The sequence below is a fragment of the Streptomyces sp. W1SF4 genome, from assembly GCF_003950035.1.
Classification (GTDB): domain Bacteria; phylum Actinomycetota; class Actinomycetes; order Streptomycetales; family Streptomycetaceae; genus Streptomyces; species Streptomyces racemochromogenes.
This window is the reverse complement of the sequence record NZ_CP034350.1, coordinates 4,318,855-4,342,124: the sequence shown is the minus strand read 5'-3', so window position 1 is coordinate 4,342,124 and position 23,270 is coordinate 4,318,855. Positions and strand designations below refer to the sequence as shown.

Here is a 23,270-nt window from a genome sequence, read left to right as displayed (position 1 = left end):
GGCGCGGGCGCGGGGGGCGGCGCCGGCTCCGGCGCGGGCGGCGGCGCCGCAGAAGCCGGCGCGGGCAGCCGGCCCGGCGGGGCCGTGTTGTGGGGGCGGGGGGAGCAGCAGGACTTCCGGAGCCGGGTGCGCGGGGTGCTGCTCGGGGGTGCGCTCGGGGACGGGTACGGCCGCCGGGGGGCCGTCACCGCCGCCACGCAGCTGACCATGTTCACCGTCGACGGCCTGATACGGGCCCACGTGCGCCGCGACACCGGCACCTGGCACCCGCCGACCGACGTCCACCGCGCCTACCGCCGCTGGTACGCCACCCAGCACGACTGGGGCCCCGACGAGCGCCGCGAGGACAACGGCTGGCTCGGCAACGAGGAGTGGCCCTACGCCCGCCGCGACCCCGGGCGGGCCTGCCTGACCGGCTTCGGCGACGACACCCCCGCCACCCTCGACCGGCCGAAGAACCCCACCGCCCGGGACGCGGCCGCCACCGAACGCTCGGCCCCGTTCGGGCTGCTGGTCGGCTGGGAGCCCGCCCTGGTCCTCCACCTCGCGGTCGAGTGCGCCGTCCAGAGCCACGGCCACCCCGCCGCGTACCTGTCCGCCGGGGCCTTCGCCGTGATCGTGCACGGCCTGGCCCGGGGCGTCTCCCTCGACACCGCCGTCCGGCGCGCCCTCGCCCTGCTCACCGCCCGCCCCGGCCACGAACCCGTCACCGACGCCCTGCACCGCGCCCTCACCGCCGTCACCGGCGGCGAGCCCGGCCCCGGCGCCGTCGAAGCCCTCGCCACCGCCACCGGCACCAGCCGCACCGCCGAGGACACCCTCGCCGCCGCCGTCTACTGCGCGCTGGTCGCCGAGGACGTCCCGCACGGCCTGCGCCTGGCCGCCGCCGGCCACGCCGGCCCCCTGTGCGGGGCCCTCCTCGGCGCCCTGCACGGCGAGACGGCCCTCCCGGCCGCCGGGCTGGCCGAACTGGAGGGCCGGGCCCTCCTGCTGCAACTGGCCGACGACCTCGCCCTGGAGCTGACCCAGGGCCCGTCCCTGCACGGCCCGGCCGTCACCGCCTCCCCGTGGCTGACCCGCTACCCCCGCGCCTGAGCCGACGCGCCGAGGAGCAGTCCCCGTACGCCCTGCCGTCCTCGCGCCCGAGCCCGTACCTTGGCCCTCCCGACGTCTCGGAGGTGCCCTCGCCCATGCGGATCGCCACGACCATCTTCCTCACCGACCGCACCGTCTCCCCCACCCGCCTCGCCCGCGCCCTGGAGCAGCGCGGCTTCTCCGGCCTCTACCTCCCCGAGCACACCCACATCCCCGTCAGCCGGGACACCGACGCCCCCATGGGCGGCGAACTCCCCGACCAGTACGGCCGCACCCTCGACCCCTTCGTCGCCCTCGGCCAGGCCGCCGCCGTCACCGAGCGCCTCCACCTCGGCACCGGCATCACCCTCGTCGCCCAGCACGATCCGATCGGCCTGGCCAAGCAGGTCGCGACCGTCGACCACCTCAGCGGCGGCCGCCTCACCCTCGGCATCGGCTACGGCTGGAACGTCGAGGAGGCCGCCGACCACGGCGTCGACTGGCGCACCCGCCGCGAACGCGTCCGGGACCACATGGCCCTGATGCGCGCCCTGTGGGCGCCGGAGCCGACCGCGTACGAGGGCCCGTACGGCTCCGTCCGCGCCAGCTCCGCCCACCCGAAGCCGGTGCAGGCCCCGCGCGAACTCGCCCCCGGGAAGCCGCTGTACGGACCGCGCACCCTGATCGGCGGGGCGGCCGGCCCGAAGCTGTTCGCCGCGATCGCCGACCACGCCGACGGCTGGCTCCCCATCGGCGGCCGCGGCCTCACCGAGTCCGTGCCCGTACTCCGCCGGGTCTGGGAGGACGCCGGGCGCGACCCCAAGTCCCTCCAGGTGGTCCCGTACGCCGTCCAGCCGAACCCCGGGAAGCTCGGGCACTACGCCGAACTGGGCATCGAGGAGGTCGTCCTCCAGCTCCCCTCCGCCCGGGAGGCGGAAGTCCTGTGCGCCCTGGACGACTTCGCCCAGTACCTCTGACGGAACCGGACCACCCCGCCCCGGCGTGTCTGCGGGTGGCCGCCGCCTGCCCGGACGGCTGCTAACTTGGCCCGTCTTTCGTTCGACTCGCCCCTGGGGGACTTCCCGTGCACAGCAAACTGCGTATCTCCGTCGCCGCCGCAGCCGGAGTCGCGGCCGTCCTCACCCTGACCGCCTGCGGCAGCGACAGCAAGCCGGCCGACACCAAGAAGCCGGACACCGCCTCCGTCCCGCCGGCCGCCACCCCGGCCGCCACGCCCAGCGCGGGCGGCGGCGCACCGGCCGCGGGCAGCCTCGACGGCGGCTGGATCTCCATGCAGACGCCGGGCAAGGGCGTGGTGCTCACCGTCAAGGGCCAGAAGGCGTTCGTCGTCGAGGCCGCCACCGGCCTGACCTGCGAGGGCACCGCGAGCGGCTCGTCCCTCGACCTGAAGTGCCCGGCGGGCGCGACCCGTTCGAAGGGCAAGGTCGACTCGGTCGACGCGACCACCCTGAAGGTCACCTGGGACGGCGCCGGCCAGGACACCTTCCAGAAGAGCGAGCCGGGCAAGCTGCCCTCCCTCCCGGCCCTCCCGAAGTCGTAGCGCACGCGGGCCGCCGCCGCTTCCCGGCGGCGGCCCGTTCACGCTTCGAGGTCCAGCTCGTACGCCGTCTGCACGGCCACCCGTACGACCTCGCCGGACGCCGACCGCCCCAGCCACACCGGGTAGACGCCGTCGCCGCCCGTGCAGAACAGCGCCAGGTCCGCGCCGAGGCCGCCGCCGTCCAGGTTCATGCCGGCGACGGAGTTGGAGAGCCGGTCGTGCTCCGGGGACCCCCGCCGCCTCGCCCGCTCCAGCAGGTCGCACAGCTCCGGCCAGGCCTCGGCATCGCCGAAGGCACCGGTGGCCGCGTCCGTACCGAACCCGAAGGCCTCGCCCTCGCGGAGCCGGAGCGTGTCGTCACCGGGCCCGAGCGCCATCTCCCAGGCCGCCACAGGGTCGTCGCCGATCCACAGCCGGACGGCCGCCACGTCCTCGTACGACCCCCAGTGCGCCTCCGCCACATGGACCCAGGCCGCCTCCAGCGGGTACGTGCCCGGCGGCACGTCCACCGTGATCCGGGACAGCCCCTCCCCCGTGTCCGGGCAGGCCACCGCCAGCACCCCGCTCGGCACGCGCACGCTCCCGCACGGCATCGGATCGAGCACATGCAGCCCTGGTATCTCCGTCCCGGCCCGGAACACCCGGTCGAAGTCGGCGGGCCCGCGCAGCCGCGACGGCTCCCGCCGCCAGCCGGCCTCCTCCGCGCCGGGCAGCGCACCGACCCACTCCGGGAGCGCGTCCGCGACGGGCAGCCCCGCCCAGTCGTCGAAGCCCGGCCGCACCGCCCACAGGTCCGCCTCGGCCACCGCCACCTCGGCCTCCAGGGAGTCCCCCCGCATCCCGCCGGGCTGGTGCGAGATCCGCGCCGTGCCGTCGGCCGACAGCTCCACCGCCGTCCGGGGGCAGTCCGGGTCGGACTCCGCCGTCCGCGCGTCCGGGAACCGCCGCACGAGCAGCCGCCGCACCAGCAGCCGCCCCTCGTCGTCCCGCATCCGCAGCTCCGCCTCGGCGCTCCGGCGGCCCTGCCCGTCGTACGCCCAGGCGTCGACGGTCCCGGCCCGCCACGCCACCATCCGCACCCCGAGCGGCACTTCACGCCCCGGGGCGCGGTACACCACCGCGTACGGCAGCCCCTGCGCGTCCCGGGCCCGCGCCTCGTCGGCGGACAGCTCCCGCCCGCCGGTACGGGTCCCCGCGTGCCAGGACTCCTCGTACGTCACGTACGCCGTGTCAGGCACCGGCTCTGTCCCCGTCCCGCTCCGGGAGGATCTCGGGCATGCCCTCGACCAGCACCACGACGCTTACCAGCTCGCCGGCGGCGGAACGGCCCAGCCACACGGGGTAGGTGCCGTCGCCGGTCGTCGCGAAGACCATCAGCTCGCCGCCGGTGGCGGTGTCCCAGGTGCGGTGCATGAACATCGACCCGTCGTCCAGGTCCTCGTACCCGTCGAGGTCCGGCTCCCCGTGGATCAGCCCCCGCTCGAAGAGCGAGAGGAGCGACCGGAAGGACCCGGCATCGGCGAAGCAGCCGGCGGCGCCGTCGGTGGTGAAGCCGGCTATCTGGTTCTCGATGAAGATCCGGAGGTCGTCGTCCGGACCGAGGGCCATCTCCCAGGACGCGGCGGGGGTCTCGCCGAGGAGCAGCCGGACGGCGGTCGGGGACGTGGTCTCGACCCGGGCGTCCCGCCACTCGCAGTGGTAGGCGTACTCGACCCGCGCTTCGTCGAGGACGTACTCCCCTGGCGGCACGGGAACGGTGATCGCCGGCTCGTCGTCGACGTTGTCCGGGCCCGCCACCGCCAGCAGCCCGCTCGGCACGCGCAGGGTGCCCACCCGGCGCGGCTCCACGACCGTCTGCTCGGGGTGGTACCCGTCGGTGACCCGCACGCCGGGCCGGAACAGCTCGCCGATCGGCCCGGGCCGCGCGGGACGCGGCGCCCGCCAGCAGCCGGCGGGAGCCTCCCCGGCTTCGCCCGCGGGGACCTCGGCCGCCTCGAAGACCGGCGGCTCCGTGAGCCCGTGCACCGTCGCAGAGAGCAACGGCCACTCCCCGAAGGCCGGCCGGTCCATCCACCGCTGCTCCTCGGTGAGGCCCGCCACGGTGGAGTACCCCCGGGGCTCCTCCTTCCGCAGGCCCCTCCCGTCCGGGAAGAGGTCCAGGACGATGCGCGGGCACTGCGGGTCGAACTCCGCCGTGTCCGGGCCCGGGTACCTCCAGGCGACGGCGTACCGGTGGAACAGCCGCGCCGGGTCGTCCAGCAGCCGCATGTCCAGGTCGTTGGTGCGGCGCCCCTGGTCGTCGTAGACCCACAGCCCGACGTGGTGGTCCCGCCAGGAGACGAGCCGGACCTCCAGCGGCGCCTCCCGGCCCGCCGTCCGGTACACCACCACGTACGGCAGCCCGGCCGCGTCCCGCTCCCGAGCCTCCCCGACGGACAGCGGCCGCCACGCGGTACGGGACTCCGGGTCCCACGCCTGCGCGTACCCCACCTCGACGACCATGACCGCTCCCTGCTCCCGCGCCCTTGCATGTGCCCGAGCAAGGTAGCCGCCTGCGGTGACAACGCCCCTACGGGGCCGGGCGGTGGGCCAGCTCGGCCCAGACGGTCTTGCCGATGATCCGGTCCATCACCCCCCAGTCGGTCGCGAGGGCGTCCACGATGCGCAGCCCGTACCCGGACTCCGCCTGGTACGCGTGGGGCCGCACGGCGGGCCGCCGGTCCCTGCGCGGGTCGGACACCTCCAGCCGGAGCACGCCCTCCAGCAGCGTCATCCGCAGCTCGAAGTCCCGCCCGAGGACGCGGCCGTGGGTGGCGGCATTGGAGGCGAGCTCCGCGACGAGGAGCCCGGCGTCGGCGGAGAGCCCGGTGCCTTCGGGGACGCCCCAGTCGTGGAGGGAGACGAGGGCCAGCTGCCGGGCGAGGCGGGCGCCGCGGGGGGTGCAGCTGAAACGCTGAGTGAACACGCGCACGAAGGCCTGGGGGTGGCCCGAGGTTGCCGTCATGGCTAGAACGTCCCGTGTGGGCAGGGGAGTTCCCAGCACGGCGACTACTACTGTTGAAGAGTAGTAGTCCAGTGGCTGGACAGGCGCAGTCACCGACCGTGAGCATGATTGGTCGGGAGGTGACCGTGATGACGGCTGGCGAGGGCAGCAGCGGTGACAACCAGGTGGAGCCGGATCCCGACCTGCGGAACTTCGGTGAAGTGCTCAAGGCATCGCGCAAACGCGCCGGCCTGACCCAGGAGCAGTTCGGGCCGAAGGTCGGCTACTCGGTGCAGTACGTGGCGTCCGTAGAGCAGGGCCGACGACATCCGTCCGCGAAGTTGGTGAACAAGGCGGAGGAGGTGCTGGACGCCTTCGGGGTGATCCAGATCGCGGCGAAACAGCTGACGCGCAGGCGGGGACTCGCCTCATGGTTCCGGCAGTGGGCTGAGCTGGAGGAGACGGCCATCGCGCTCAATACGTACGAGTGCAGGTCGATTCCTGGGCTGCTGCAGACCGAGGCCTACGCGCGGGCACAGATCGAGAACGTCCCACCCCGGCCCACGGCACAGGAGGCCGAGGACCGGATCACGCTTCGCCTGAACCGACAGAAGGTGCTGACGCGCACCCCGTACACCAGCCTCAGCTTCATCATCGAACAGACGGTCATCGAGCGGCAGACAGGTGGACCAGAGGTAACCCGCGAGCTGATCGACCACTTACTGCGATGCGCGCAGCTGCCGAATGTGGACATCCAGTTCATGCCGACCGTCAGCCCGGAACATGCCGGCACCGACGGCCCCTTTCGTCTCCTCGAATCCGAGGAGCACCAGTGGTGGGGCTACACCGAAGGCCCAAAGGCGGGCCATGTCATCTCCGACCCGAAAGCGGTAAGCGCCTTCCACCAGCAGTATGCGAAGCTTCGCATCCAGGCCCTCAACCCTGCGGACAGCACGGGCCTGTTGATGCGAATGCGAGGATCCCTGTGAACAGCTCCCAGCTCCGGTGGTTCAAGAGCAGCTACAGCAGCGGGGATGGCGACAATTGCGTCGAGGTCGCCCTCTCCTGGCACAAGTCGTCGTACAGCAGCAGCCAGGGTGACGACTGCGTCGAGGTCGCCGCCTGCGCCGACACCGTCCACGTCCGGGACTCGAAGCTCAGCGCCAGCCCCGAGCTGGCGGTCAGCCCCGCCACCTGGACCGCGTTCCTCGGCGGTGTCACCGCCTGAGCCGTACAGCAGCCCGCCGCTCGCCGAGCGGCGGGCTCCCGCACGCGCGTTTCAGCTCAGCGGCAGTTCCAGCCGGGCCTCGCTCCCGCTCACGGAGCCGACCGTGGTGGTGGTGAGGGCCGGGAGGTCCGAGCCCGCGTAGGAGTACAGCGGGTCGCGGCTGTTGACCACCAGGGCGAGGCGGTGCCCGGCCGGCAGGTCGTAGGACGCGGCCTGGAGGGACCAGGTGAGGGTGGTCTCAGCGTTCGGGGTCAGGCCGGTGGCCGTGTACGGCTCGTGGGTGATGATCCGGGCGGTGCCGTCCGGGGCGACGTCGTACAGGTACGCGATCACGGTGGCGGAATCGACGCTGCTGCGCACCGACAGCCGCACGGTGGCGGTGCCCCGGATCCGGCGGGCCACCTCACCGGGGCCGGTGAGCGGGTCGGTCGACCAGACCAGCAGCTGCTCGCGCTCGAACTCCGCGAGGGCGTACACGGTGGGGTTGCCGAACCACTCCCGCTGCCCGGTCTTGAGCAGTTCGCCCGCGCGGGAGGAGGTCAGGGCGCCGGCCTGGAAGTCCCGCGACCACCCGGAGGTCGGCTTGTCGGTCAGCGCGCCGTCACCGGAGCCGCCGGTACCGCTGAGGTACCACGACTCGCTGCCGGTGGTGGCCTCGGACCAGGAGTCGTACGTCTCGCGGTGCGCCGGGACAGTGATCAGGTTGGTGCCGCCCGGGATCGCGATCGTCTTGTAGGTGAACATGCTCTGGCTCTTCACGGGCTGCCAGTTCGGCACGTCGTTGGCGGCGCCGAGCAGGTGGTGGTCCAGCCACGCGTAGGCCTCCAGCGTCGGCTCCGCCAGCCCGGGGAACGGCAGGCCGGTCACCAGCCCGGCCAGGCCGGGGCCCTCGGGGGCGCCGTGGTCGCCGATCCACAGGTTCAGCCGCTTCGGCACGGTGAGCCGCTCGAAGAGGTCGAGCACGGGGTTGACCGGGAACAGCGTCTCGTGCCAGGTGTTCGAGATGAACGTCGGGATGCCCCGCGCGTTCGTCTGGTCGACGTAGGTCTCCGGGGAGCGTTCGGTGCCCCACTCGACCACCGCGTCGAGGTTCCGGCCGCTCAGGAAGTCCTTGAGGAGCTGCTGGGAGCCCTCGTCGAACTTCTCCTCCAGCGGGCCGCCGGTGAAGGCGATCAAGGCCTCCACGGCCGCCAGGTGCCTGGTTCCGTTGTCGTACAGGCTGGTGGCGAGGTTGCCCCAGGTGCTCAGCGCGACCACGGCGTCGACGCGGCCGGCCGGGTCGTGCGCGGCGACCAGCTGGCTGATCCCGGAGCCGTAGGACTCGCCGAGGAAGCCGACCCGGCTGGGTTCGAGGGCCTCGTATGCGTAGTCGATCACAGACGAACCGTCGGCCCAGTCGTCGGGCCCGGCCACGTTGACGAAGCCCTCGGACGTCGACAGCCAGCCCTTGATGCCGATGCCGCGCGGGGAGTAGGCGAGCACGTGGTAGCCGCGCTGCGCCAGCTTGAGGTAGGCGTAGAGGAAGGGCAGCCAGCCGTAGGGGTTCCAGCCGGCGGGCACGATCACCACGGGGTGCGGGGCGGCGTCCTTCAGCTTGATGCTGAACGCCGACAGCCGGACACCGTCGTGCGCGGTGATACGGGGCAGGGAGATCGTGGCGATCCGCCGTACCGCGGCCACCAGTTCCGAGAGCTCCGCCGGGAGTTCGACGCCCTCCTCGCCCTGGAGGGAGGCGAGCAGCGCCCGGGACACGTCGACGACGGCCTCGCTGACGCTGTGGCCCGGGCCCCAGATGCCGTTGGTGGCGATGTCGGTGAGCGTCGCTTCGGTGACCGAGGGAGTCTGGTCACTGGTCATTCGGAAACCACCTTTGCTCTGAACGGATATCGATCGGCTTCTTGATCAGATCGGGGCCGACCAAACTGATACGCCGTCATCTTCATCAGAAGCAGTGGATTAACCGCGATATGCCCTCTCGTGCGCCATATCTGGGCTAAGGCGGCGGGATGGGGCCGGGCGCCGCCACGCCAGGGGCCGGACGCCAGAAGCGCCCGTCAGGCAGGGCCTGACGGGCGCCGAGGAAGTAGTCGGCATCGCGGTGGAAGCGGACACCCGGCACGGCGCTGCGTACGTGCGCCCAGATGCTCGGCGCCACGCGGTATTCGCCGCTCACCATCCAGGGGTCGTCGCCCAGCACGAACAGGTGCCGGATCTCGAGGAACTGGTCCCGGGTGAGGGACACGGACTCGACTATCTCTTCGTCCGCGTCACCGAATCCGGTCAGGTCCCAGACGAGGTTGTACCCGTCCGCGAATGGATAGTCGCTGCTCATCCGGATCAAGCTAGGCGGCCCCTGAGGGCCGCCGCACCTGCTTTTCCCGGCGTTCAGGCGCCGAACACCGCGTCGATGAGCGTGCCCTGGACCTTGGTGAAGGCTTCCGCCGCCTTCATGAGGTCGAGCCGGGCGTCGCTGGAGGTGAGCGAGGCGGTCAGCGTCGTCCTGCCGCCCGGCGAGCTGTACATCAGGGCGCCCCAGCCCCAGAAGCCGCCGTTGTGGGTGTAGAGCGTGCCGTGCTCGGTCTCCTGGACGATCAGGCCGAGGCCGTAGGCGAACTTGGTGTGCGGGTCGCGCATCTGGTCGAGGAGGTCGGCGGGCAGGAGCTCGCCGCTCATCAGGGCGGAGAAGAAGGTGTGCAGGTCCTTGGTGGTGGAGATCATGTCGCCGGCGGCGGAGATCCAGGAGGGGTTGGCGCGGGTGACGTCGGCCGTCTTCCACTCCTCGCCGTCCTGGTAGGTGTAGTAGCCGTGGGCGTGCGGCTCGGCGATCTCGGGCGAGGATTCCGGGAGGAAGGTGCCGGTGAGGCCCAGCGGCGTCAGGAGCCGCTCCCGCATCTCCTCGGCGAAGGGGCGGCCGACGACCTTCTCGACCAGGAGCCGCAGCAGGACGTAGTTGGTGTTGGCGTAGCTCCAGTCCGTGCCCGGCTCGAAGCGGGCGGGCCTGGCGAGGGCGAAGCGGACGAGTTCCTCGGGCCGGTAGGTGTGGAGGAGCTTGTCCACCCACTCCTGGCCCTGCCAGTCGATGCCCGGGGCGATGGTGCCGTCCTCGTAGTACTCGCCGGTGAAGTTGAAGAGGCCGCTGGTGTGCTGGAGCAGCATCCGGACGGTGATGCGGCGGTCGAGCCCGTACTCGGGGAGGTGGTCGTCGACGGTGCCGTCGAGGGCTATCCGTCCGTCGGCGACCAGCTGGAGGACGAGGGTCGCGGTGAAGGTCTTGGTGTTGCTGCCGATCCGGAAGTGTCCGTCGGCCTGCGGGGCGGCGCTCTCGCCGAGCTTTCGTACGCCGGCGGCGCCGGTCCATTCGCCCCGCTCGTCGTTCACCCGCACCAGGACCCCGGCCCAGGCGTCGGCCGCGGCGATCTCCTCGATGGCCTTCAGCAGTTCCGGACGGTCGTTGTTCGGCGTGACGGACATGGTGGCGTGCTCCTTCGGGTGGGTGTGCGTGGCTGCGGTGCGGGACGGGCTGGGGCTCAGACGGTGCGGGCGGTGATGTCGCCGTAGGAGGTGGTGGCGTGGATGGTGAGGGTGTCGTCGCCGTCCGCGTTCCGGAGGGCGTTGCTGACGCGGCCGTAGGAGGTGCCGGCGTCGAGGGTGGCGGAGACTCCGCGGGCGGCGCCGACGGTGATGTCGCCGTGCTCGGTGCGCAGGGTGACCGTGCCGCCGGCGGCCTCACCGATCGTCAGGTCGCCCTTCTGGGTGCGGAGGTCGGCGGAGCCGGTGAGGCGGCCGACCCTGATGTCGCCGGCGGCGAGGGCGATGCGGACGCGGGCGGCCTCGTCGAGGGTGACGGTGCCGTGGGCGCTCTCCAGGGAGACGTCGCCGAGGCGGCCGGTGGTGGTGACCCGGGCCGAGGCCGTCTTCGCCTCGACGCTGGACCCGGCGGGCAGCTGGACGGTGACGTCGACGGAGCCGGAGGCGCCGAACGCTTCGTTCTTCTGCGGGGTGCTGACGTACAGGACGCCGTCCCGGAGCTCGACGGTGGCCTCCTCGGCGGCCTTCACGTCGCGGCTCTTGCCGGCGTCGGCCGGGAGGATCTCGACGGTGGTGTCGGCGCGGTCGGTGGCGATGAAGCGGATGGCACCGGCGGGGATGTCGAGGATGGTGGTGATGGCGGCGGTGGTGGCGAAGTTCTGCATGGTTTCTCTTCCTTCGGGTTGGTGTCGCTCGCTGTTTCCAACGACCTGAAAGCTACGTCGCGTTCACAGATCGAGCAACAACTTCGTTGCGAAGAATCCAAATCACCGCAGGTCAGAGCCGCAATATCGTTGCACCGCACCTAAATCTAACGCAACGCCAGCCCGGAATCCGTTGCAACAGCTCGAATCTGAACGCTACGCTGGGGCCGCAGACGGCAACACGAAGGAGACCGCACATGCCGGGAGGCAGGCTCACCCCGCAGGAACGCCAGCAGATCGCACTGGGCGTGGCCGACGGCCTCGCCTACGCGGAGATCGCCCGGCGCCTCGACCGCCCCACCTCAACGGTCACCCGCGAGGTCATGCGCAACGGCGGCCCCGCCGGCTACCGCGCCGACCTCGCCCAGCGCGCCACCGAACACCGCACCCACCGCCGCAAGCAGGCCGCGCCCCGGGGCCCCCAGGCCCCCGCACAGACCCACGGCCGCGACCCGGAGGCGGTGGCCGCGTACGAGGAGATGTTCGCGACCGTCCTGATCCAGTCGGGCCTGCCCAAGATGACCGCCAAGGTCCTCGTCGCCCTCTACATAGCCGACTCCGGCACCCTCACCGCGTCCGAACTCGTCCAGCGCCTCCAGGTCAGCCCCGGCTCCATCTCCAAGGCGGTCGCACTGCTCGAAGGCCAGGGCCTCATCCGCCGGGAACGCGACGAACGCCGCCGTGAGCGGTACATCGTCGACGACGACGTCTGGTACGAGTCGATGATGGCCAGCGCCCGCTCCACCGCCCTGCTCGCCGAGACCGCGCGCAAGGGCGTCAACGTCCTCGGCCGCAACACCCCCGCCGCGACCCGCCTGGAGAACATCGGCCGCTTCGTCGACTTCGTCTCCGAGAGCATCGTCCGCGCCGCCGACCAGGCACGCGAGATCCTCCACACCAAGCCCGAGCAGACCCCGTAGGGAAGCCGGCGTGTCGGCGGGCGATGAGTTCCGCCGACGCGTGCAGTCTCAATCCTCGTCCGTACACGGAGGATCACGGAGGAGGACACAGACCATGGCGCGGCAGCAGCTGCTGAGAGTGCAGAACTTCAACGTCTCGCGGGACGGTTTCGGCGCCGGCGAGGACCAGAGCCTGGAGCGGCCCTTCGGCCACGCCGACCCCGGGACCATGTTCGCGTGGGCCGGCGCCACCGCCGGCTGGCCCAACCGCACCGCCCCCGGCGGCAGCCGCGGACTCGACGACTACCTCACCCGGGACTTCGCCAACAACATCGGCGCCGAGATCATGGGCCGCAACAAGTTCGGCCCCCAGCGCGGCCCCTGGCAGGACCACGAGTGGCGGGGCTGGTGGGGCGACGAGCCGCCCTTCCACACACCGGTGTTCGTGATGACCCACCACGAACGCCCGTCCTTCACCCTCTCCGACACCACCTTCCACTTCACCGGCGCCGACCCGGCCACCGTCCTCGCCCGGGCGAAGGAGGCCGCGGGCGGCAAGGACGTACGCCTCGGCGGCGGGGCCACCACCATCCGCGAGTTCCTCGACGCCGACCTCGTCGACACCCTCCACGTGGCGGTCTCCCCGGGCATCGAGATCGGCTCCGGGTCACGGCTGTGGAAGTCACCCGACGAGCTGCTCGACCGCTTCCACCTGGACGTCGTCCCCAGCCCGGGCGGCAGCGTCATCCACCACCTCTTCTGGCGGAAGTGACGCCCCCGCCCCTGTGTGATGGACAGGGGCCGGAGCCTGATCGATAGTGCCGCCATGGCATCTCTCGTGCGACACGTGACCTTCGACTGCTCCGACCCCTACGCCCTGGCGCAGTTCTGGACCGCCGCCCTCGACGGCAAGCTCGAAGACGGCGACGAGCCCGGCGACCCCGAAGTGCTGGTCGAGACGGCCGGCGCCGGACTGCTGTTCATCCGCGTCCCGGAGGGCAAGGCGGTGAAGAACCGCGTCCACCTCGACGTCCAGCCGCAGGACCGCACCCGCGACGAGGAGGTGGAACGCCTGACCGCGCTCGGCGCCGCCATCACCGGCGACCACCGCAACCCGGACGGCACGGGCTGGGTGACCATGACGGACCCGGAGGGCAACGAGTTCTGCGTGGAACGCAGCGCCGCCGAACGGGGCTGACGTCTTCTCGGACCGCCCCTCAGGAGCCCGTCGCGGCCCGGTCCGAATCACTGCGCAGGACGCAGAACTCGTTGCCCTCCGGGTCGGCGAGCACCGCCCAGCCGGTCCCGTCCGGGTTGCGGTGATCGCCGACCAGGGTGGCCCCGAGGCCGAGCAGCCGTTCCACCTCCTGCTCGCGCGACGTCTCGGGGCGCAGGCACAGATGGATCCGGTTCTTGACCGTCTTCGGCTCGGGCACCTGGTTGAAGTACAGCACCGGCCCCTCCGCGAGCAGCACCTGCGTCTCCCGGGCGCCCGGTACGTCCTCCGGGCCCAGCGGACGGCCGGTCACCGCGCTCCAGAACCGGGCCAGCCCGTAGGCATCCGCACAGTCGACCGCCACGTTCTGCACTATCGAAACCATGCGGCGAGCCTCCCCCACATCCGCCCCGCACGCCAACCGGCGGCGGGACGGCCTCTGACCTGCGGCGCGGCAGTACCGCGTCAACTCCTAGGATCTGCCCCATGACGACGAGACTCGTGCAGATCAACATGAAGGCCCACGACGACGCCGCGCTCGGCCGGTTCTGGGCGGAGGCCCTCGGCTGGGGCATCGACAGCGAGGGGCCCGGCGTCACCAACCTCGAACCCGTCGGTTTCACCTACCCCGACCCTGCCGCCGTCTGCATCGACATCATCGCCCGACCGGAGCCCAAGACGGTCAAGAACCGGGTGCACCTCGACCTGGCCACCACCTCGGCCGCCCACCAGGCGGAACTGGTCGCACGCCTGAAGGGCCTCGGCGCGACCCTCGCCGACGTGGGCCAGGGCGACGTCCCCTGGACGGTCATGGCCGACCCGGAGGGCAACGAGTTCTGCGTCCTGGAGCCCCGCGAGGTCTACGGGGACACCGGGCCGGTCGCCGCCGTGGTGGTCGACTGCGCCGACCCCCGGGAGATGGCCCGCTTCTGGGGCCGGGCGACGGACTGGACGGTCCACGAGGTCACCGACACCCAGGCGACCCTGCGGTCCGCCAAGGGCGTCGGCCCCTACCTGGAGTTCATCCGCACCGCCGACCCCAAGAGCGGCTGGAACCGCGTCCACCTCGACGTCGCCCCCTACAAGGGCGACGACCTGGAGGCGGAGGCCGCGCGCCTGCGCGGCCTGGGCGCCCTGGACCCCGCCGACGCCGGCTTCGACCAGTCCGCGATCCACTGGAAGGTCCTGACGGACCCGGAGGGCAGCGAGTTCTGCCTCCTCACTCCCCGCTGACAGGATCCCCGCCCCACACCCGCTCCCACCGGACCTCGCCGTCCTGCCACCGGCCGGTGGGGGCGAGGCCGGCCGCAGCGGCGACGGCGGCCGACGCCGCGTGGTCGGGATGGACGTGCGCGACGACCTCCCCCACCCCCTGCTCCCGCAACCACACGACGAGCCCCCGAGCCGCCTCGGAGGCAATCCCCCGGCCCTGCCAGGCCGTTCCCACCACCCACGACAGCTCGGCACTGCCGCCCCCGACGGTCGCCTGAACGGTCCCGACGAGGCACCCCTCCGCCCGCAGCCGCACCACCCAGTTGCACCAGGCAACCCCCGGATCCGGCGACCCGGCGCCCCACCGCACGTAACGGGCACGCAGCTCCTCGACGCCCTCGGGCTCACCGCCGATGAACACGTGCAGGTCGGGATCCCCCAGCACACCGGCCATCTCCTCGGCGTCCTCGACCCGCAGGGGCACGAGGTCCAGCCGGTCGGTACGCACACTCTCGGGCTTGATCACCCGCCGATTATGCGCGGGGTTGCGCGAGCGGCGTCCCCCCGGACGGTCTCAGGGAGGGGGCGGGTGGGCGAACACCGCCCCGCCCCCGCCCCTCGAGGGGGAAATATCCGGCCCGCACGCGCCCCCGCGCGTACGCTCCCGGCATGATCAATACGCAGACCCACATACGTGTCGCACGCCCCTCGCGGGATCTGAAGGCCGCCGAGCGGTTCTACGTCGACGGGCTCGGGCTCGACGTCGTGTGGCGGAGCGCGGAGCGCGTGCCCGGGGAGCACGACCTGCTGATGGTCGGGCCGGCCGGGGGCGGGTGGCACTTCGAGCTGACGCTCGACCCCGACGACCCGGTCGAGCCCTCCCCCACCGTGGACGACCTGTTCGTCGTCTACCTCGGCGAGGCCCCCGACGAGGAGCTCGTGCGCCGGCTCGTCGAGTGCGGCGGGACGCGGGTCCCCTCGCACAACCCGTACTGGGACGAGTACGGCGTCACGGTCGAGGACCCCGACGGCTACCGGCTCGTGCTCTGCTCCCGCACCTGGGGCTGAGCGTGGGCCGCCCGGGCTAGCCCTTCACCTTCGGCGCGTCCGGGACGCCGGCGTCCAGGGCGCCGCCCGCGCCCGCGAGGGAGCCGTTGGTGGAGTTGGCCGCGCTGCCGACGGCCGCGCCGGTGATGGCCACGGCGGTGCGGGTGTCGTCCACGGCCTGCCCGGGGTGGTTGACGATGCCGACGACGCGCTTGACCGGGGGCTGCCCGCCGAGGGACGCTCCCTCGCCCCCGTCGGCGGCGTGGGCGGTGAGGGGGGTGAGTACGAGTGCGGCTCCGCCGGTGAGGGCGAGGGCGGTGAGGGTGCGCTTCATTGCCTTCATGCCCCGCCCAACGACCTCCCCGTGTCCCGGGTCACCGCCCGCCCCGGCCGTTCCGCGCATCGGATGACCTGGCCCGCGTACACCGGCGGCCCCGGATCGGGGGATCGATCCGGGGCCGCGGGTCATGACACAGCAGGTGGGGGCGTCAGGCGGTCAGTCCTCCACCACCAGGGCCGGGGTGGACTTCGTCAGGACCTCGCCGCGGAAGAAGGCGGGGCTGCGGCGGCCGGTGACGAACATGACGACCAGGCCGAGGGCGAGCAGGCCGACGCCGATGACGAAGACGCTGCCGACGCCGAGGACGTCGGACCCGGAGCCGTAGGAGGGGTCCCACGCGTCCGCCAGGGTCTTGAAGAAGACCGCGGCGAGCAGCAGGCCGCCCAGGACCGGGAAGACGCCCTTGAAGAACAGGTCGCGGGCGGAGCGGCGCAGCTCGCCGCGGAAGTACCAGGCGCAGGCGAAGGCGGTCAGCGAGTAGTAGAAGCAGATCATCAGGCCGAGCGCGAAGATCGTGTCGGTGAGGACGTTCTCGCTGACCAGGGTCATGACCGTGTAGAAGGCGCCGGTCGCGATGCCCGCCATGACGGTGGCGCGGCCGGGGGTCTTGAACCTGGGGTGGACCTTGGCGTACGAGGGCGGCAGGGCCTCGTAGGTGGACATGGCCAGCACGGTGCGCGCCACCGGGATGAAGGTGGTCTGGAGGGAGGCGGCGGCGGAGGCGAGGACCGCGACGAAGAGCAGGATGCCGAGGACGGGGCCCATGACGGGGCCGGCGAGGGCGGCGAAGACGTTGCCGGAGGTCTCGGCGTTGCCGAGGCCGAGGCCCTCGGTGCCGGAGCCGACGGCCATCTGGGCGGCGATGCCGGTGGCCAGGTAGGAGCCGACCAGGACGATCATGGCGATGAGGGAGGCGCGGCCGGGGGTCTTGGCGGAGCCGGTGGTCTCCTCGTTGGTGGCCAGGCAGGCGTCCCAGCCCCAGTACATGAAGATCGAGAGGGAGAGTCCGGCGGTGAAGGCGCCCATGGACTCGACCGCGAAGGGGTTCATCCACTGCCAGGAGAAGTCGATGCCGGTGTCGAAGGTGCCGGCGGAGGCCTTCTGGAGGGCCATGGCGACGAAGACCGCGAGGACGACGAGCTGGAGGCCGACGAGGGTGTACTGGACGCCCTTGGTGGCGGTCATGCCGCGGTAGCTGATGGCGGTCGCGACGGCGATCAGCGTCAGGCAGGTGGCGATGTGGGCGAACTTGTTGTCGTCGAGGGCGGCGATCGACGGGTTGCCGGTGATCTCGCCGGCCAGCAGCCAGAAGTACGAGGTGGCCACGCCCGCCAGGTTGGACAGCACGATGATCGTGGCGATGACCAGGCCCCAGCCGCACATCCAGCCGATGCGCGGGCCGAAGGCCTTGACGGTCCAGGTGAACGAGGTGCCGCAGTCCGGCACGGCCTTGTTGAGCTCGCGGTAGGCGAAGGCCACCAGGAGCATCGGGAGGAAGCCGGCCAGGAAGACCGCCGGCATCTGGACGCCGACCTCGCCGGCGGTGGAGCCGAGGGTGGAGGTCAGGCAGTAGACGGGGGCGACGGTGGAGATGCCGATGACGGCGCTGCCCAGGAGGCCCACGGAGCCCTTGCCGAGGCCCTTGCCGCGGACGTCGGCCGCGTCTGCGGTCCCGGCCGCATGTACGGCGCCGCCCTCGGCGACGCCGCTTACCGTGTCTCCGACCCGAGGCCGCGCGTCCAGCTGTGTCATGGGACAGGACGGTAGATGCTGCGGTTTCCTGATCCGGAAGACTTAAGTCCGGTAATTCACAGGGCTAAATTCCTTGGATTGCGAAGATCGCATCCGTTCATGAACTGGCAATACAAGGTTCACACGGGCAACCATCCACGGTTCAACAGGTGCCGAGACAGGCATTCCGGATTGCGGAAACCGCAGGAGTATCCCAATTGTCCGTTTCCAAACTTTCCCGCGCCAATTTTCGAAGCCCCCGGAACCCGCCCCAGGCCCCCAAACGACTGCGCCCCGTGAAACCCGCTGGACGGCCCGTGACCACCTCTGGCAGGCTCCCGGCATGACCTACGGAATCGAGTCCCACCCCGCCCGGTGAGCGCCCGCGACGAGCGGACGACGCTCACTCCCGGCACCTCCCTGTACGACTACGCCCTGTTCCGCCGGGGCTGCGACCCCGACGGCGGTGTCCCCCGCCGCGGCTACCCGCTCCCCGACGGGCCCGACCGCGCGACCGGAACACCGCCCTCTGGCCCCCGCCTCACCTGGGAGCGGGCGCAGGAGGAAGTCACCACCGCCCTCGCCGGCCCGCTGGCCGACCCGGACCCCGTCAGGGCCGCCGCGGCCGTCCACCATGCCGTCGGCAGGCTCGTCCTGCTCGGGCTGCCGGACCGGACCGTCCGCGCCGTGGCCGCCCGGATGCCGCTGGAGGACGAACCCGCCGCCCGGGCCGCCGCCCGCCGGCTGACCCGGACCGGCACCACCCCCACCGCCGTCGGCGTCGGCGTCGCCCTCCTGATCCGCCTCGGGGAACCCGAGGACGTGCCCTGCCTCAAGGCCCTCGGCCTGCTCCGCGGACTCGGCAGCCCGGCCGCGGCCGCACTCGACCCCCTCGACCGGCAGGCGGCCGCCCTGCTGCACCTGACCCACCTCGGCCGCGACCACACCCTGACCCCGCTCGTCGACGCGGCCGCCGCCACACCCGACGGCGGCGGCTTCGGCGACGGCCCGGCCACGCGGCGCGTACGGGACGCGCTCGTCGCCCTCGTCAACGCACCGGACCGGGACACCGCCGTCCGCTGGCAGGCCCGCCGCATCGCCGAGGCCGCCCGGCTCGACGCCCTCCTGCGCGCCCGCCCCGACGACACCGCCCTCACCACGGCCGCCGGGCGGCTGCTGCACGCCATGGCGAACCGGTACGACAACCGCGCCGACCTCCTCGACTACGGCCCGGCGGCGGAGGTGTACCGCACGGTGGTGGAGCGGGCGGGCCTGCCCGACCCGGACCTCGACCACCAGGCGCTCCTCCTCTCCCTCGCCCAGGACCTGGACAGCGGCACCGGCGCACTGCTCGACCGGCCCGCCGGCGAGCGGGAGGCGCTGCTCGCCCTCCTCGAACGGCACCTGGGCACCGAACCCCCGCCCGGACCCCACGACCGGCGCGCCGCCTGGATCGCCCGCAACCGCACCCGCCCCTTCGGCCACCCCGTACCGCCCGCGCCCCTGCGCATCGAGGTGGTGGCCGGCGACCCCGACACCCGCACCGCCGTCGAGACCCGGATCCTGATCGACGGCCGGCCCCTCGTACCGGCCCTCTTCCCCAAGGGCCCCGGGCATCCGCCCGAGCACCTGCTCGACGGCGACGCCCTGCTCCCCGGCCCCGAGCCGCGCGAGGTGCAGCTCGCCGAGGCGGACTGCACCGAGGGATGCTGCGGCGCCCTGTACGTCACCGTCCGACGCGACGGGGACGAGGTCGTCTGGGACGGCTGGCGCGGGGCGGCCGGCCCGCCCCCGCCCGAGCTCCGCTTCGACGCGGCCGCCTACGGGGCCGAGGTCCTGCGTGCCCGCGCCGACGAGTCCTGGGCCTGGCCGGCCCGGCGCACCGCCCGGCGGATCACGGCGGCCCTGCGGGCCCGGCCGGAGCTGCGGACCCGCTGGGAACTGCGCTGGATCCGGGCCACCACGGACTGGCGGGACCCGGACCGGGTGACCGTGGACTTCGGCCACCGGCCCGCCCCGGCCGCCCCGCCCGCACCGGGCGAGGACCCCGCGCCGAGCCTGACGTTCGCATGGGAGCTCCCGGACGACGGCCGCCCGCCCGAGGTCCGGGCCGAAGCGGCCGTCGCACGCCTGGAGAGCGCCGACCCGAAGACGTACGCCAGGCTGACCGGCGGGGACCGCCGGCTCGCCGAGTCCCTCGGCTACACCTGGCCGCGGCAGGGCCGCAGCCCCAGGAACCAGGAGGAGTAGGGCACCCCCGGGGCGGACCGCCCCGGGGAGCGCCTCCCCTCCTCCCCCCGTCACGTCGTCCACACCACCGACTGCACCTCGCTGTACGCGTGCAGCGCGTACGAGCCGACGTCCCGCCCGACCCCCGACCGCTTGAACCCGCCGAACGGCGCCTCCATGTTCCGGCCGATGGTGTTGACCCCCACCCCGCCCGACCGCAGCCGGCGCGCCACCCGGAAGGCGCGGGCCGGGTCGCCGGACCACACGTAGCTGATCAGCCCGAAGTCGCTGTCGTTCGCCAGCCGGACGGCCTCCTCCTCGTCCCCGTCGAACGGGACCACGACCACGACCGGGCCGAAGATCTCCTCCCGCACCACCCGCATGTCGTTCGTGCAGTCCACCAGCAGCGTCGGCGCCACGTAGAAGCCCCGGCCGCCGCCGACCACCGGGCGCTCGCCGCCGAAGGCGATCCGCGCGCCCTCCTTGCGGCCCAGCTCCACGTACGACTCCACCCGGTCGCGGTGCGCCGCCGAGATCACCGGGCCGACGACCGTGCCCCGCTCGGCCGGATCGCCGACCTTCATGAAGGCCAGGTAGCCGCGCAGCTTCTCCACCAGCGGCTCGTACACCGACCGGTGGACGATCACGCGGGTGGGAGCGGTGCAGATCTGGCCGCTGTAGAAGGAGAAGGTGGTGCCGATCCCCGTCACCGCCGCGTCCAGGTCGGCGTCCTCGAGGACGATCGCCGCTCCCTTGCCGCCCAGCTCCATCAGCTGCCGTTTCATGCTCCGCCCGCACACCTCGGCGATGCGCTGCCCGACGGCCGTGGAGCCGGTGAAGGACACCATGTCCACGTACGGGGAGTCCACGGCCGCCTCGCCGACCTCCACCGAGGCGCCGGAGACCACGTTCACCACCCCGGCCGGGACACCCGCCTCGTGCAGCGCCTCGGCCATCCTGAACACCGACAGCGGATCCTGCGGGGCCGGCTTCACCACCACCGTGTTGCCCATGGCGAGCGCCGGGGCGACCTTGCCGGCCGGGTTCGCCCACGGGTTGTTGTACGAGGTGACGCAGGTGACCACGCCGACCGGCTGGCGCACCTCCAGCGCGCCCAGGACGGACGCCTTCCCCATCGGGCCGGCCTCGGTGACCTGCGGCGGGAGCCCCTTCTCCACCGGCTCCAGGGCGCCCTTCGCGTACCGCCGGAAGCGGGACACGCCGACGCCGACCTGCATCCCGCGGGCGATGCCCGTCGGCGCGCCTGTCTCGGCCCGCGCGAGGGCCGCCCACGGTTCGAACTCCCGCTGGATCACGTCCGCCGCGCGGTCGAGGATGGCCGCGCGCTCCTCGGGGGCCGTACGGGACCACGTGCCGAAGGCCTCGGCGGCGGCGCGGGCCGCCTCCTCGACCTGGGCGCGGGAGGCCTCGGGGGCCAGGCCGACGACGGACTCGTCGGCCGGGTTGACCACCTCGTAGTGCCCGCCGTCGGGCTCGACCCACTCGCCTCCGATGTAGAGGCGCTGCGTGCCCGTGCCCTCGTTCATCGGGTGCTCACCGTCGTGGTGTCGCGGCCGGAGCGGAGCACGGTCCCCGGGACCGCGCCGGTGACCTGGTCGTCGCGGATCGTCTCGACGCCGTTGACGCGTACGGAGACCACCCCGATCCCCCGCGCGTCCAGCCGGGGGCTGTCGCCGGGCAGGTCGTGGACGAGGGTCGCCGGGCCGGCGTCGATGCGCTCCGGGTCGAAGAGGACCAGGTCGGCGTGGAAGCCCTCGGCGATCCGGCCGCGCTCGCGCAGCCCGAACAGCCGGGCCGGGTCGTCGGTGAGCATCCGTACGGCCTGCTCCAGCGGGAGGAGCTTGCGGCCGCGCAGGCAGTCGCCGAGGAACCGGGTCGTGTACGGGGCCCCGCACATCCGGTCCAGGTGGGCGCCGGCGTCGGAGCCGCCGAGCATGACGTCCTCGTGCTGCCAGGTCTCGGCGCGCAGGGCCCAGGTGGCGGGGTCGTTGTCGGTGGGCATGGGCCACAGGACGGTGCGCAGGTCGTCGTGGGCGCAGATCTCGACGAGGCACTGGAAGGCGTCCTGGCCGCGTTCGGCGGCGATGTCGCCGACGACGCGCCCGCTGAGCCCCTCGTTCTCCTTGCTGTACGTGTCGCCGATGACGTAGCGGCCGAAGTCGGCGAGGCGGCGGAAGACCCCGGCCTCCTTGCTGTCGGCGCGGCGGAGCATCCCGGCGCGTACGTCCGGGTCGCGGAGCCTGGCGATCCGCTCGGGGACGGGGAGTGCGAGGACCTCGCCCCAGCCGGGGATGAGGTTGAGGGCGCAGAACGTGCCGAGGGACATGTTCATGGGGGTGAGGATCGGCATGGTCAGCGCGACGATCCGGCCGCCGGACTTGCGGGCGCGTTCGCTGGGGACGAGCTGGCGGGGGACGCGTTCGGGGACGGCGGCGTCGATGGTGAGGACGTTCCAGTTGAGCGGCCGGCCGGCGGCGGCGCTCATCTCGACGAAGAGGTCGATCTCGTCGTCGGAGAACTGGTCGAGGCAGCCGGCCACGATGGCTTCGAGCTGGGTGCCCTCGTGTTCGCCGACGGCGCGGGAGAGCGCGAGGAGTTCGGCGGGTTTCGCGTGCCGGGAGGCGACGGGGGCGCCGGCGCCGTCGGAGTGGGTGGAGGACTGGGTGGTGGACAGCCCCCAGGCGCCGGCGTCCATGGCCTCGTGGAGGAGCGCCAGCATCTGCTCCATCTGGGCGGGGGTGGGCTGCCCGCCGACGGCGTCCTCGCCCATGACGTGCCGGCGCAGGGCGCAGTGGCCGACCATGAAGCCGGCGTTGACGGCGATGCGGCCTTCGAGGGCGTCGAGGTACTCGCCGAAGGTGGACCAGGACCAGTCGACGCCCTCCTCGAGCGCGGCGAGGGCCATGCCCTCGACCTTGCTCATCATGCGGCGGGTGTAGTCGGCGTCCTCGGGGCGGGCGGGGTTGAGGGGCGCGAGGGTGAACCCGCAGTTGCCGCCGGCGACGGTGGTGACGCCGTGGTTCATGGAGGGGGTGGCGTAGGGGTCCCAGAAGAGCTGGGCGTCGTAGTGGGTGTGGGGGTCGATGAAGCCGGGGGTGAGGACGAGGCCGGTGGCGTCCTCGGTGGTACGGGCCTCTGCGGTGGTGCCCGGCTCGGCTATGACGGCTATGCGGCCGTCCTTGATCCCGACGTCGGCGAGGTACGGCGGGGCGCCGGTGCCGTCGACGACGGTCGCTCCGCGGATGAGGTGGTCGAGCATGCGGTTCCCCTCCTGGGTGGTTCCGTGTCCCTTGCCGTTGCCCCGGCCGGGCGGGGCGCGAGCCCTGCGGGGCGGTCCCCTACCCGCCCTTCAACCGTTCTCGCCTCAGACGCCGGCGGGGCTGGAAGAGCCCGGGGCTGCGCCCCGGGCCCCCTGGGGGCTCCGCCCCCGGACCCCCGCGCCTCAAACGCCGGCGGGGCTGGATACATCCAGCCCGCGCGGCGTTTGAGCGCACCGG

Annotated in this window: 24 protein-coding genes; 11 read left to right on the top strand and 13 right to left on the bottom strand. The window is 72.8% G+C overall.

From position 1 onward, the window contains the following. The first annotated feature begins 87 nt into the window (after positions 1–87). From D1J60_RS20325 to D1J60_RS20315, 3 genes are all read left to right on the top strand, one after another. The gene (locus D1J60_RS20325) at positions 88–1,095 is read left to right on the top strand and encodes an ADP-ribosylglycohydrolase family protein (protein WP_206436654.1); all 1,008 of its coding nucleotides are present in this window, start codon (positions 88–90) and stop codon (positions 1,093–1,095) included. 95 nt (positions 1,096–1,190) lie between these two features. Then, positions 1,191–2,051, top strand: coding sequence for an LLM class F420-dependent oxidoreductase (locus D1J60_RS20320; protein ID WP_125822069.1), 861 nt, complete (start codon positions 1,191–1,193; stop codon positions 2,049–2,051). A 107-nt stretch (positions 2,052–2,158) separates the two neighbouring features. Further along, a complete protein-coding gene (locus D1J60_RS20315; protein ID WP_241253336.1) occupies positions 2,159–2,635 on the top strand; it encodes a hypothetical protein in 477 nt (158 codons plus the stop codon). 38 nt (positions 2,636–2,673) lie between these two features. Here D1J60_RS20315 and D1J60_RS20310 read toward each other — a convergent pair whose 3' ends face one another. From D1J60_RS20310 to D1J60_RS20300, 3 genes are all read right to left on the bottom strand, one after another. Continuing rightward, entirely contained in the window at positions 2,674–3,873 is a 1,200-nt protein-coding gene (locus D1J60_RS20310) for a DUF4241 domain-containing protein (RefSeq protein ID WP_125822068.1), read from the bottom strand. Next, positions 3,866–5,137: a DUF4241 domain-containing protein gene (locus D1J60_RS20305; RefSeq protein WP_125822067.1), complete on the bottom strand. Its 1,272-nt coding sequence runs from the start codon at positions 5,135–5,137 to the stop codon at positions 3,866–3,868. The genes D1J60_RS20310 and D1J60_RS20305 overlap by 8 nt, the downstream gene beginning before the upstream one ends. 67 nt (positions 5,138–5,204) lie before the next feature. Continuing rightward, positions 5,205–5,639, bottom strand: coding sequence for an ATP-binding protein (locus D1J60_RS20300; protein WP_125822066.1), 435 nt, complete (start codon positions 5,637–5,639; stop codon positions 5,205–5,207). Between the two features lie 104 nt (positions 5,640–5,743). Here D1J60_RS20300 and D1J60_RS20295 point away from each other — a divergent pair, with 104 nt between their 5' ends. Both D1J60_RS20295 and D1J60_RS20290 read left to right on the top strand, forming a co-directional pair. Then, positions 5,744–6,607, top strand: a complete 864-nt coding sequence (locus tag D1J60_RS20295) for a helix-turn-helix transcriptional regulator (RefSeq protein ID WP_125824115.1) — start codon at positions 5,744–5,746, stop codon at positions 6,605–6,607. Beyond that, the gene (locus tag D1J60_RS20290; protein ID WP_125822065.1) at positions 6,604–6,846 is read left to right on the top strand and encodes a DUF397 domain-containing protein; all 243 of its coding nucleotides are present in this window, start codon (positions 6,604–6,606) and stop codon (positions 6,844–6,846) included. Before D1J60_RS20295 ends, D1J60_RS20290 begins: the two co-directional genes overlap by 4 nt. A 51-nt stretch (positions 6,847–6,897) precedes the next feature. On the opposite strand, the gene D1J60_RS20285 is transcribed toward D1J60_RS20290, so the two are convergent. From D1J60_RS20285 to D1J60_RS20270, 4 genes are all read right to left on the bottom strand, one after another. After that, on the bottom strand, positions 6,898–8,703 hold the full coding sequence (locus D1J60_RS20285) for a CocE/NonD family hydrolase (RefSeq protein ID WP_125822064.1): 1,806 nt from the start codon (positions 8,701–8,703) through the stop codon (positions 6,898–6,900). A gap of 136 nt (positions 8,704–8,839) precedes the next feature. Further along, positions 8,840–9,178, bottom strand: coding sequence for a hypothetical protein (locus D1J60_RS20280; RefSeq protein ID WP_125822063.1), 339 nt, complete (start codon positions 9,176–9,178; stop codon positions 8,840–8,842). 53 nt (positions 9,179–9,231) lie between these two features. Beyond that, positions 9,232–10,317, bottom strand: a complete 1,086-nt coding sequence (locus D1J60_RS20275) for a serine hydrolase domain-containing protein (protein WP_125822062.1) — start codon at positions 10,315–10,317, stop codon at positions 9,232–9,234. A 56-nt stretch (positions 10,318–10,373) separates the two neighbouring features. Then, positions 10,374–11,039, bottom strand: a complete 666-nt coding sequence (locus D1J60_RS20270) for a DUF4097 family beta strand repeat-containing protein (RefSeq protein WP_125822061.1) — start codon at positions 11,037–11,039, stop codon at positions 10,374–10,376. Between the two features lie 236 nt (positions 11,040–11,275). On the opposite strand from D1J60_RS20270, the gene D1J60_RS20265 reads away from it, so the two are divergent. The 3 genes from D1J60_RS20265 to D1J60_RS20255 all read left to right on the top strand — a co-directional run bounded on the left by D1J60_RS20265 (position 11,276) and on the right by D1J60_RS20255 (position 13,175). Further along, a complete protein-coding gene (locus D1J60_RS20265) occupies positions 11,276–11,998 on the top strand; it encodes a helix-turn-helix domain-containing protein (protein WP_125822060.1) in 723 nt (240 codons plus the stop codon). A gap of 94 nt (positions 11,999–12,092) precedes the next feature. After that, on the top strand, positions 12,093–12,749 hold the full coding sequence (locus D1J60_RS20260; RefSeq protein ID WP_125822059.1) for a dihydrofolate reductase family protein: 657 nt from the start codon (positions 12,093–12,095) through the stop codon (positions 12,747–12,749). A 54-nt stretch (positions 12,750–12,803) separates the two neighbouring features. Next, positions 12,804–13,175 (top strand): VOC family protein, encoded by a 372-nt coding sequence (locus tag D1J60_RS20255; protein WP_125822058.1) that lies wholly within the window; start codon positions 12,804–12,806, stop codon positions 13,173–13,175. Positions 13,176–13,194: 19 nt separating this feature from the next. Here D1J60_RS20255 and D1J60_RS20250 read toward each other — a convergent pair whose 3' ends face one another. Continuing rightward, positions 13,195–13,578, bottom strand: a complete 384-nt coding sequence (locus D1J60_RS20250) for a VOC family protein (protein WP_125822057.1) — start codon at positions 13,576–13,578, stop codon at positions 13,195–13,197. 101 nt (positions 13,579–13,679) lie between these two features. Between D1J60_RS20250 and D1J60_RS20245 the strand changes: the two genes are divergently transcribed. Next, positions 13,680–14,426: a VOC family protein gene (locus D1J60_RS20245; RefSeq protein ID WP_125822056.1), complete on the top strand. Its 747-nt coding sequence runs from the start codon at positions 13,680–13,682 to the stop codon at positions 14,424–14,426. On the opposite strand, the gene D1J60_RS20240 is transcribed toward D1J60_RS20245, so the two are convergent. Further along, a complete protein-coding gene (locus tag D1J60_RS20240) occupies positions 14,413–14,931 on the bottom strand; it encodes a GNAT family N-acetyltransferase (protein WP_125822055.1) in 519 nt (172 codons plus the stop codon). The two genes, D1J60_RS20245 and D1J60_RS20240, sit on opposite strands and share 14 nt — an antisense overlap. A 143-nt stretch (positions 14,932–15,074) precedes the next feature. On the opposite strand from D1J60_RS20240, the gene D1J60_RS20235 reads away from it, so the two are divergent. Further along, entirely contained in the window at positions 15,075–15,473 is a 399-nt protein-coding gene (locus tag D1J60_RS20235) for a VOC family protein (RefSeq protein WP_125822054.1), read from the top strand. A gap of 16 nt (positions 15,474–15,489) precedes the next feature. Here the strand turns inward: D1J60_RS20235 and D1J60_RS20230 are convergent, their stop codons facing one another. Further along, the gene (locus D1J60_RS20230) at positions 15,490–15,795 is read right to left on the bottom strand and encodes a hypothetical protein (protein ID WP_241253335.1); all 306 of its coding nucleotides are present in this window, start codon (positions 15,793–15,795) and stop codon (positions 15,490–15,492) included. Positions 15,796–15,948: 153 nt separating this feature from the next. Beyond that, positions 15,949–17,544 carry an APC family permease gene (locus D1J60_RS20225; RefSeq protein WP_125822052.1) on the bottom strand — a complete coding sequence of 532 codons (1,596 nt, stop codon included), beginning with the start codon at positions 17,542–17,544 and terminating at the stop codon, positions 15,949–15,951. A 354-nt stretch (positions 17,545–17,898) separates the two neighbouring features. Here D1J60_RS20225 and D1J60_RS20220 point away from each other — a divergent pair, with 354 nt between their 5' ends. Then, positions 17,899–19,773 (top strand): hypothetical protein, encoded by a 1,875-nt coding sequence (locus tag D1J60_RS20220; protein ID WP_206436546.1) that lies wholly within the window; start codon positions 17,899–17,901, stop codon positions 19,771–19,773. A gap of 50 nt (positions 19,774–19,823) precedes the next feature. Here the strand turns inward: D1J60_RS20220 and D1J60_RS20215 are convergent, their stop codons facing one another. Further along, positions 19,824–21,299, bottom strand: coding sequence for an aldehyde dehydrogenase family protein (locus tag D1J60_RS20215; protein WP_125822051.1), 1,476 nt, complete (start codon positions 21,297–21,299; stop codon positions 19,824–19,826). Beyond that, a complete protein-coding gene (locus D1J60_RS20210; RefSeq protein WP_125822050.1) occupies positions 21,296–23,032 on the bottom strand; it encodes a D-aminoacylase in 1,737 nt (578 codons plus the stop codon). Before D1J60_RS20210 ends, D1J60_RS20215 begins: the two co-directional genes overlap by 4 nt. Between the last annotated feature and the right edge of the window lie 238 nt (positions 23,033–23,270).

What these genes read in the sequence shown, in the direction of transcription:
- D1J60_RS20320 (WP_125822069.1), top strand. Translation starts at nt 1,191, where the DNA reads ATGCGGATCGCCACGACCATCTTCCTCACCGACCGCACCGTCTCCCCC.
- D1J60_RS20260 (WP_125822059.1), top strand. Translation starts at nt 12,093, where the DNA reads ATGGCGCGGCAGCAGCTGCTGAGAGTGCAGAACTTCAACGTCTCGCGG.
- D1J60_RS20265 (WP_125822060.1), top strand. Translation starts at nt 11,276, where the DNA reads ATGCCGGGAGGCAGGCTCACCCCGCAGGAACGCCAGCAGATCGCACTG.
- D1J60_RS20285 (WP_125822064.1), bottom strand. Translation starts at nt 8,703, where the DNA reads ATGACCAGTGACCAGACTCCCTCGGTCACCGAAGCGACGCTCACCGAC.
- D1J60_RS20230 (WP_241253335.1), bottom strand. Translation starts at nt 15,795, where the DNA reads ATGAAGGCAATGAAGCGCACCCTCACCGCCCTCGCCCTCACCGGCGGA.
- D1J60_RS20235 (WP_125822054.1), top strand. Translation starts at nt 15,075, where the DNA reads ATGATCAATACGCAGACCCACATACGTGTCGCACGCCCCTCGCGGGAT.
- D1J60_RS20300 (WP_125822066.1), bottom strand. Translation starts at nt 5,639, where the DNA reads ATGACGGCAACCTCGGGCCACCCCCAGGCCTTCGTGCGCGTGTTCACT.
- D1J60_RS20270 (WP_125822061.1), bottom strand. Translation starts at nt 11,039, where the DNA reads ATGCAGAACTTCGCCACCACCGCCGCCATCACCACCATCCTCGACATC.
- D1J60_RS20295 (WP_125824115.1), top strand. Translation starts at nt 5,744, where the DNA reads ATGATTGGTCGGGAGGTGACCGTGATGACGGCTGGCGAGGGCAGCAGC.
- D1J60_RS20275 (WP_125822062.1), bottom strand. Translation starts at nt 10,317, where the DNA reads ATGTCCGTCACGCCGAACAACGACCGTCCGGAACTGCTGAAGGCCATC.
- D1J60_RS20305 (WP_125822067.1), bottom strand. Translation starts at nt 5,137, where the DNA reads ATGGTCGTCGAGGTGGGGTACGCGCAGGCGTGGGACCCGGAGTCCCGT.
- D1J60_RS20250 (WP_125822057.1), bottom strand. Translation starts at nt 13,578, where the DNA reads ATGGTTTCGATAGTGCAGAACGTGGCGGTCGACTGTGCGGATGCCTAC.
- D1J60_RS20210 (WP_125822050.1), bottom strand. Translation starts at nt 23,032, where the DNA reads ATGCTCGACCACCTCATCCGCGGAGCGACCGTCGTCGACGGCACCGGC.
- D1J60_RS20255 (WP_125822058.1), top strand. Translation starts at nt 12,804, where the DNA reads ATGGCATCTCTCGTGCGACACGTGACCTTCGACTGCTCCGACCCCTAC.
- D1J60_RS20225 (WP_125822052.1), bottom strand. Translation starts at nt 17,544, where the DNA reads ATGACACAGCTGGACGCGCGGCCTCGGGTCGGAGACACGGTAAGCGGC.
- D1J60_RS20280 (WP_125822063.1), bottom strand. Translation starts at nt 9,178, where the DNA reads ATGAGCAGCGACTATCCATTCGCGGACGGGTACAACCTCGTCTGGGAC.
- D1J60_RS20215 (WP_125822051.1), bottom strand. Translation starts at nt 21,299, where the DNA reads ATGAACGAGGGCACGGGCACGCAGCGCCTCTACATCGGAGGCGAGTGG.
- D1J60_RS20245 (WP_125822056.1), top strand. Translation starts at nt 13,680, where the DNA reads ATGACGACGAGACTCGTGCAGATCAACATGAAGGCCCACGACGACGCC.